We start from the raw sequence: 7,308 nt of genomic DNA, 5'->3' as shown, positions 1-7,308 counted from the left end.
TCTGATTGGAGATGTTTACTATGAAACTGGCTGAAGCATTGATTCTAAGAGCCGACTGTTTAAAACAGTTTCGGCTATTGAAAGATAGACTGTTCGCTATTGCTAAAATCCAGGAAGGCGATGATTTGGTTGAAAGTCCTCAGGATTTGATGAGATCGTTGGAACAGATAGCTACAGAATTTGCTGATTTGATCAAAAGATCAATAAGACGAATTCGACACTTCTGTTTACTGAAGGTAAAACTCTTTCGGATACATTGGCGGAACGAGATGTTCTTGCGTTAAGGCGAAAAATGTATGAGGATTTGGCTGAAAAAGCGAGGATTGAACAGGGCCGATACAGTCAATCCGAAGTGAAGTTCGTAGTCACTATTAATGTTCTGGATATTCATAAAAAAATTGACGTCTTATCGAAGGCGTATCGTGAATTGGATTCCAAAATTCAGCAATTCAACTGGGCTACTGATTTGATCGAATAAGCTTTGCAGCAGGCAGGTAGTCGGATCGACAGAGGCGAGCACAACCCGTCAACTGGGATAAGTTGAAAACCTTGATAAAGGGTAGGGGCATACCAAGGTTGACAAATAATGCCCGGCAATGTCACAAGCGTAACGGGTATTGAGTAATGAGTACTACCCTGTGCAGGTCTGTTGAGATGATGAGGGTGGGTCAGGGGCAAACTGCAAAGCGATCAATTCATACAAGATGAGGTGATGAATGACTCAAGAAATATGGCTAATGCGGCATGGACACTATCAGGATAACGGCTCGCTCACGAAAGAAGCATTAAGCAAGTTAGAAAAGCGGCTAAGGTTTTTAAAGATCGGAGTATTGTGATTCTATTTTTCGCCCTGTTTGCCCGATGCAGAGAGACTGCTACTCTAATTAAAGAGCAGATCGTTCAATCTGAGTTGCACGAGATATCTTGGCTGAGTATCGATGTAACAACATTACCAGAGGATTGCCTGTCTTACCTTAAAGGAGCAATCATTGTTGTTGTATCCCATGAACCGGTTTTGTGTGAATTAGCAGGAAAGCTCATGTCAAGTAATAGACGTTTCATTGGTTTTAACTGTGGAATTCCTGTTAAATTTCACAGCATTCATACAGTCCCAGAAAATGGAGCTTTAGGCTTGCCAGAAACAGATGTGATTAGGGAATTAAGTATTTGATAGGCAAAGGCATAAAGTCTTGGTCATTGTATTAGAGGCACTGATATGGATTCCAGAACTGTTAATCTTGAGGCGCCTGTTAAGCTTTAAATAGTCCATTTTTATAGGAAAATCCAAGATGAACGCTACTTCTAAAAATTCACCTGCTGAGTTTGAACGTCTTTTGAAAGAGACTTCTAACTGCTGAACAGTCACCGGGAAAATATGAGAACAAGTATCGAGCGTTTGCTTGTTGAAGCAAAACCTCATTTAGAGAGAATCCGAGCGAAATGAGTTATTAACGCGCACGCTTTAATGTTTTTAATGCCCTCGGCGTGGTACGAAAAGAAGTCATTCAATCGCGTTTTCTTGCCTACTTACTTTCTCCTTTGGAACAGCATAAGCAAGGCGCAAAATTCCTCAATGCATTTTTAGAACAAATCGGAGCATCTAAGATTAACGATGAATCTCAGTTAGCGCAGGTCAAAGTACGTCCTGAGGGTCTAGCAGAAGAACTTGGGCGGATGGATATTGTTATCACTGCGCCTAGTCTTCTGGTCGTCATCGAGAATAAGATCGATGCTAAAGAACAGTGTAGACAGATGGCTCGTTATCAAAATGGATGGAAAACAGAAACGGGTACGTCACGAAAAGCTGGTGTTTCTCACGCCAGATGGTGCGAGAACCTAAATCCGATAACAAAGAATCTCCTATTATTCCTTATCGAATATCTTATGAAAATCTAGCGGAAATTTTTCACCTTTAACCGATACGATCATTCCCTATTCCGTTCGTGCAGTGATTGAACAATATATTACTGCTTGCCGTTTAATCACCCTTGGAGAAATAGCCATGACTACGCCCCGATAACGATTTGATTGCTCTTCTTACTAAGCCAGAAAATTTAAAATTAGCACTTGAAATAGAGCAACAAATGGCTTTAGCAAGACAAAAAATCGGGGAAAAATTCTGTGTTAACGTGTTAAGTTTTCTTAAAAATATTTAGAAGAATCGGCTATAAATAATTGGTACGCAGCAAATGTGATATCTATGGAATTAAAATTTCATGTCGTGGCCATCAAAACTACTACCTGATTGCTCGGCATATTTTCTCTAATGATATTAGGTCTGGTGAGATTGCTTGGCGTTATGATGTTAAACCAACTGAAGAGAATTACAAACCACTGAAAGATTTGATAGAGCGTATGATAAGATGGTCTTGATAATAGAAACTGGAGTGAAGATTGGATGTGTATTAAAGATCCTCGTGAAGAAGAAAGTAAAAGAGGATATATGCTTTTTAGCAAAGAAGATATCATTACTTGTTTTGAAGATAATAGAAACGAAGAACATCCATTTGCAAGAAAAATTGCCGATAAAACATGGAAGCTTTTTTGCGATTACCGCGAAGCAATTGAAGAGCTTCCCGATTTCTAAACAGCCAAAGCTTGAACTCTTTTTATTTCTTAGGATAGATTAAATTCTCTTAAAAAACTAGGAAAGGTAAGCCGAAACCGAGCGCGAATATTTCGACGGCGAGATTTCGCTATGGTCGGCACCAGTCGCGAACATAATCAAAGTGCGGCAAATCGGGTCAGGGTGTTGGAGAATCAACGGCTGGAAAAACCGTGCAGCGTCTGTTCCAGCGATACGAAAGTGAAGATCAAGAAATACACCTATCCCGATGAAATCGCGATCAGGAAAATCGGGGGGCCGTTATTCTGCTGCCCACGAATCCGCCTACGCCGATCTCAAAACGCTGCTCGACGACTTCGGCCCGCTGAACATGCACCGCGATGGCTAGTAGTTCAAGTTTTCCCAATAGCCCGGTTCATCATGATGCGCGTTTTTCATCCCTTCTTCCAAAGGCAAATAACAAAACCTTACCCCCGGAATTTTGCCAGTGCCATCCTCATTTTCCAGAAAATTTTCGACTTTCTGGTAATCAGGATGGGCTTTGTCAAACGGGACATCGATATAAAGTCGCCCATCGTAACCCCCCATCAAACTGCCACTGGCAAATGGCGCACAAGGATAGGTGGCAATCCCGTTATTCTCAAACCAGGTCAGCACCATTTTTCGGGTTTCATTCGATTCATAATCATACCGTTTCATGAGGCGGGCAATATCTTCTTCAGAATCCACTGTTTGATTTTGATCTTCATAGAAGATCAGAAACAACACATCCCGCTGTTTATCGCGGGCGATTTTATCAATGTGGTTAATCAGCATAGGCATTTTCGCATTCTTCCAGTCAATGAAACTTCCGATTAGTCTTCTGTTGCCGATGTTGTATCGGTAGGGGGTTCCGGTGTAGTTGCTGATGCTTCAGGAGACAGCGGCGTTGAATTCGGCGATGCGGCTGGCGCATAGGGTTTGGAATACTTCCGATTCATCCAGAACGCATTCTGTTTCATTTCCTCCCGTAAACCTTCGGGTTCCAACACTTCCACCTTGGAACCAAATGACAATAGCCACCAGCGCAATTGTGCAGTATCGTTGACCGTTGCGGTCAGCCGGAAATGGTAGTCGTCTTCATCAACCACAATTTGATCGGCAGACAATCGCGTTTCCGTCAGATGCACCCCGGCAGATCTATAGAACCGGAGGGCTAAACAAATCGGCTCGCCGCTGCCGCCCATCCCCTGAGCCCGCTCCACTTCCCGATCGATATTGAACTCTGCCGGTTTTCTGGCCTCATCGTCTAACACTTTTGCCGAGAGCATCCGATGCAACGCCAGTTGGCGCACGTCGGTAAAATCGTTGATCATGCAGAGCAGATAAAACGCGGGACCGCGTTGTAAATAAACGGGAGGATGAATTTTCCAATGCACCGGTTCATCACGCCAAAGCTGCTGGTACTCAATTTCGCACTGCTGAGTTCTGAATAATCCTTTCAAGAGAGCATCGCGAATCGCCTCCTGATTTTGTTGCCATTGCTCGCGGGTCATCTCTGCGGAAAGTGTGGGGGCGTTTCCGGTGGCAACAAGGGCTGCGTCGGTGGAACAACCTGAACTTTCTTTTCCCCAAGTTCGTCGTATCCCATTGGGGCATGATTTTACATTGACTACGAGCAGCCTTCAGATAAGGCTCTAATGCATCATAAGATTCTTTGGGCAGCAATGGTTTTAGCATTAACTCCATCAATCGGAAAGCAATGATCTCGCCCACGGAAAACTTTTGGGAAAATCTTGATCCTGGAATCCAAACCCATCGGCCAGCGCCATTTCTTAATCCTGGGTGAGGCCATATCTTCAACGTCGTAGTCATAATCGTGATCCTCTTTTTCTTCTTTATCCGCGCTGACCATTTCCAGAAGCCCAGCTTGCTCCAGTTGTATCAGAGCACGTTGCACGATCTATCAGTAATATTGTCACCCTCCTTCCGCAATTTTTAGCGATTTCCAGGGTTGTGAGTTCCTGATTCTTGCGGCTAAGCATCATCAACATATTCAAACGGCGATAAATCCTGTCAATACCTTTTTCGCCTTTTTCATCTTTTTTCATGAAGTTCTCCGTTAAAGCGGGATGACCAAAATTGGGCGTCTATCGCAGACGCCCGGCATGATGTTACCGACTTACCGCCCCGCTGTCTTCATGGCCCAGTGGGAGCGAAGCTGCAATTTGACGACATATAAGCAGTCGCTCATTTGTCTAGAACGCAGTGGACGCTCTGGCTCACTCAGTATCCCTAACAACGGATACCTCAATTCCTAATCCGTCAACGACTTAACGCATGATGAGGACTTGTCGTGATCCCCCCTTGAAGGGTCCAGAAACCTACGGTTTCGGACCAGCCAAATTTCGATGTCCGAAAGTCAGCATAAAGGGGTTGCGGACACAGTCCACTTCCGTACTCCCTTTGCGGACGGAAGAATCATGTAGGTCGCGTGTTTTTGCCTGCTGTCGGGTCTTGACCGCGGAGCAGGTCACGCCCAGTTGGCGCTCAGACTATTCGATATTGCTTATATGTCGTCAAATTGCAGCTTCGCTCCCACTGGGCCTTCATACGGCTGAAAGCGGCGGCTATCGAAATGGAAAATGAGAAAATCGCCGTCCTGGTGCAGAACCCCCAGCAGCACATCCAGCGGCTCTCGATAATAGGTGAATCCCGCCTCCTCCTCGTGGTCGAGAATCGGCAGATCGAGCCGCTCCACCACGATCACCGGCTGACCGTAAGCGGGGAAGCGCCGGTTTTTCAGTCCCGGTTTCCACATCGCCAACTGACCCGGGCGCAAGGCCTTTTCCCGGTGGTTGGTCAGACGTTCATACAGGGTGCGCAGACGGTGCGCGGCGCCTTCGTCGACCGGCTCGTCGATCAGTTCGTTATCACCGTCACTCAGGTGAATATTCGCCAGCATTTCCTTGAGTTTCGGGTCGAGATTCGTTTTACGCGGCATGGCAGGCTCCTGGGAAGAGAACGGTTCGGGCAGACGCAGATAACTTCGCGCTCATTTTTATAGTCACCTTTTTGGTAAAAACCCTCGCCTTCAGGCGAGAAAGACTTCAGTCCTTGTGGACGTTAAAATGCCAGCCTGTTCGAATAGTAGACCATCATGACCGAGTACAACAAAAACAACCACACCGTTTTTCACCACCATTATCACCTAATATGGATTACGAAATATCGATACCGGGTCTTGCAAGCGACTTGCGGCTGCGGGTGCGCACAATTATCGCGCAGGTGGCGGAAGACATGGGCGTTCGCATTGTCAATGGGGTTCTGTCGTCGGATCACGTCCCTATTTTGCGGAGATTCCACCCCATGTCTCGGTCAGTGACTTTGTGAAAGTGGCCAAAGGGCGTAGTTCGCGGAAGATTCAGCAGGAATTTCCAGAGATTGGCAAACGGTATTGGGGTAGACATTTTTGGGGCAGGGGATTTTTCAGTACCACGAGTGGGAACGTCACTGATGAGATGATCAATGCCTATATCAATGACCATGCCGATGCGCATAAATCGGATAATGAAACCAACATCACGTTGGAGTGAGGCACACTCTTTAGAGTGATTCGCGGCTTCCAGCCTAGATTTCAACCTACCGGCTTCCAGCCGGTAGTGATTGAGTTTAGGGAGGCGGTTGCGACGGGTTGCGTCATGACGTATAGTTGAAATTCGAGTTCTCAGAGCTGCACGATTAGAGTTATGCGGCTCTGGGTGATCTCGACGCACGAGCGCTGGGAGGACCGGGCCCAGTTTCTCTCGAAATTTTATCTTCCGGGCACTGTGGGTATTTCAAAGCGATGCTAAATGAAATTAATGAATTAGTTTTTAGCACTTGGTGAAAATTAATGGGTTGTAGCAAACAGCCTACAGAACCTGAGCTTCATCCAATGAAAAATTCTCTACGTTGATATGGACAACGTGCTCGTTGACTTCCCGTCAGGGATACAACAATTATCGGCCACAGTGGCGCGTGAGTACGAGAATCGGCTTGATGGGGTTCCTGGCATCTTTGCCCTCATGGCTCCGATGCCTTGCGCCATTGAATCCTTCTTTGAGCTTGCCAAGAAGTTCGATACCTACATTCTGTCTACGTCGCCGTGGAGAACCCTTCGGCTTGGTCAGATAAGTTGCTTTTGGGTAAAACGGCATATGGGTCAAGCGGCCTACAAACGCCTCATACTTTCACATCACAACAACCTGAACTTAGGTGACTTGAAAGATGACCGAAAAAAATGGGTTGATAAATTTCGAATGAACTATTAATTTTGGGTCAGCCCGCTATCCCGATTGGCCCTCGGTCGTAACATATCTTCGTGAAAGAATAATCTGACTCTTCCATCAATCCGACCCACAACGGAAAACCCGCTGTGGGCAGCTTTTGTTAAATATTGATACGGTTTTTAAATCCGATACGATTTAGCTGGATATTTTGATTCGTTACCCGTAATGTTGTCCGCTAACGGTCTATCGCTCGGCGAGTTAATGACATTCATCTAAGTCTGGAACACCACCGTTTATAAAAAATACCCTATTTTGGAGATTTCTGCGATGCATCCCCGTCTGCTTTCGCTGGCTGTATTTTCCTTCCGGCTTCAATCATTGTTCGGTCTCCTGCTGACCGTCATGCTGGGTTTAGCGTTCGCGGTCGCGCACGCTGAGGATTCTGCCGTCGGCTTGCTGAAACAGATGATCGCTATTGCAGCGGATAATGGC

The 7,308-nt window shown here is 45.9% G+C and carries 7 protein-coding genes and 3 pseudogenes; 6 read left to right on the top strand and 4 right to left on the bottom strand.

Features of this window, described 5'->3' with window-relative positions; all coding sequences use genetic code 11:
- Positions 1–20: 20 nt before the first annotated feature.
- The 4 genes and pseudogenes from IPL83_08685 to IPL83_08670 all read left to right on the top strand — a co-directional run bounded on the left by IPL83_08685 (position 21) and on the right by IPL83_08670 (position 2,587).
- Positions 21–478: pseudogene (locus tag IPL83_08685) on the top strand (DIP1984 family protein).
- Between the two features lie 354 nt (positions 479–832).
- A complete protein-coding gene (locus IPL83_08680; GenBank protein MBK9039219.1) occupies positions 833–1,171 on the top strand; it encodes a hypothetical protein in 339 nt (112 codons plus the stop codon).
- Positions 1,172–1,485: 314 nt separating this feature from the next.
- Positions 1,486–1,896, top strand: coding sequence for a PD-(D/E)XK nuclease family protein (locus IPL83_08675; protein ID MBK9039218.1), 411 nt, complete (start codon positions 1,486–1,488; stop codon positions 1,894–1,896).
- 502 nt (positions 1,897–2,398) lie between these two features.
- Positions 2,399–2,587, top strand: coding sequence for a hypothetical protein (locus IPL83_08670; protein MBK9039217.1), 189 nt, complete (start codon positions 2,399–2,401; stop codon positions 2,585–2,587).
- A gap of 363 nt (positions 2,588–2,950) precedes the next feature.
- Here IPL83_08670 and IPL83_08665 read toward each other — a convergent pair whose 3' ends face one another.
- The 4 genes from IPL83_08665 to IPL83_08650 all read right to left on the bottom strand — a co-directional run bounded on the left by IPL83_08665 (position 2,951) and on the right by IPL83_08650 (position 5,549).
- Positions 2,951–3,388 carry a hypothetical protein gene (locus IPL83_08665; protein ID MBK9039216.1) on the bottom strand — a complete coding sequence of 146 codons (438 nt, stop codon included), beginning with the start codon at positions 3,386–3,388 and terminating at the stop codon, positions 2,951–2,953.
- Between the two features lie 32 nt (positions 3,389–3,420).
- A complete protein-coding gene (locus tag IPL83_08660; protein ID MBK9039215.1) occupies positions 3,421–4,101 on the bottom strand; it encodes a WYL domain-containing protein in 681 nt (226 codons plus the stop codon).
- 342 nt (positions 4,102–4,443) lie between these two features.
- The gene (locus tag IPL83_08655) at positions 4,444–4,656 is read right to left on the bottom strand and encodes a hypothetical protein (protein ID MBK9039214.1); all 213 of its coding nucleotides are present in this window, start codon (positions 4,654–4,656) and stop codon (positions 4,444–4,446) included.
- Positions 4,657–5,114: 458 nt separating this feature from the next.
- Positions 5,115–5,549 carry a hypothetical protein gene (locus IPL83_08650; GenBank protein MBK9039213.1) on the bottom strand — a complete coding sequence of 145 codons (435 nt, stop codon included), beginning with the start codon at positions 5,547–5,549 and terminating at the stop codon, positions 5,115–5,117.
- Positions 5,550–5,705: 156 nt separating this feature from the next.
- On the opposite strand from IPL83_08650, the pseudogene tnpA reads away from it, so the two are divergent.
- Positions 5,706–6,141 (top strand): annotated as a pseudogene (tnpA, locus tag IPL83_08645) (IS200/IS605 family transposase).
- Positions 6,142–6,504: 363 nt separating this feature from the next.
- Positions 6,505–6,925: pseudogene (locus IPL83_08640) on the top strand (hypothetical protein).
- The last annotated feature ends 383 nt before the right edge of the window (positions 6,926–7,308 follow it).

This window comes from Bdellovibrionales bacterium (assembly GCA_016716765.1).
In the GTDB taxonomy this organism is placed as follows: domain Bacteria; phylum Bdellovibrionota; class Bdellovibrionia; order Bdellovibrionales; family UBA1609; genus JADJVA01.
The sequence above is the reverse complement of the archived record's forward strand: the minus strand, read 5'-3'. Positions and strand labels throughout refer to the sequence as shown.

What these genes read in the sequence shown, in the direction of transcription:
- IPL83_08665 (MBK9039216.1), bottom strand. Translation starts at nt 3,388, where the DNA reads ATGCCTATGCTGATTAACCACATTGATAAAATCGCCCGCGATAAACAG.
- IPL83_08660 (MBK9039215.1), bottom strand. Translation starts at nt 4,101, where the DNA reads ATGACCCGCGAGCAATGGCAACAAAATCAGGAGGCGATTCGCGATGCT.
- IPL83_08670 (MBK9039217.1), top strand. Translation starts at nt 2,399, where the DNA reads ATGTGTATTAAAGATCCTCGTGAAGAAGAAAGTAAAAGAGGATATATG.
- IPL83_08655 (MBK9039214.1), bottom strand. Translation starts at nt 4,656, where the DNA reads ATGAAAAAAGATGAAAAAGGCGAAAAAGGTATTGACAGGATTTATCGC.
- IPL83_08650 (MBK9039213.1), bottom strand. Translation starts at nt 5,549, where the DNA reads ATGCCGCGTAAAACGAATCTCGACCCGAAACTCAAGGAAATGCTGGCG.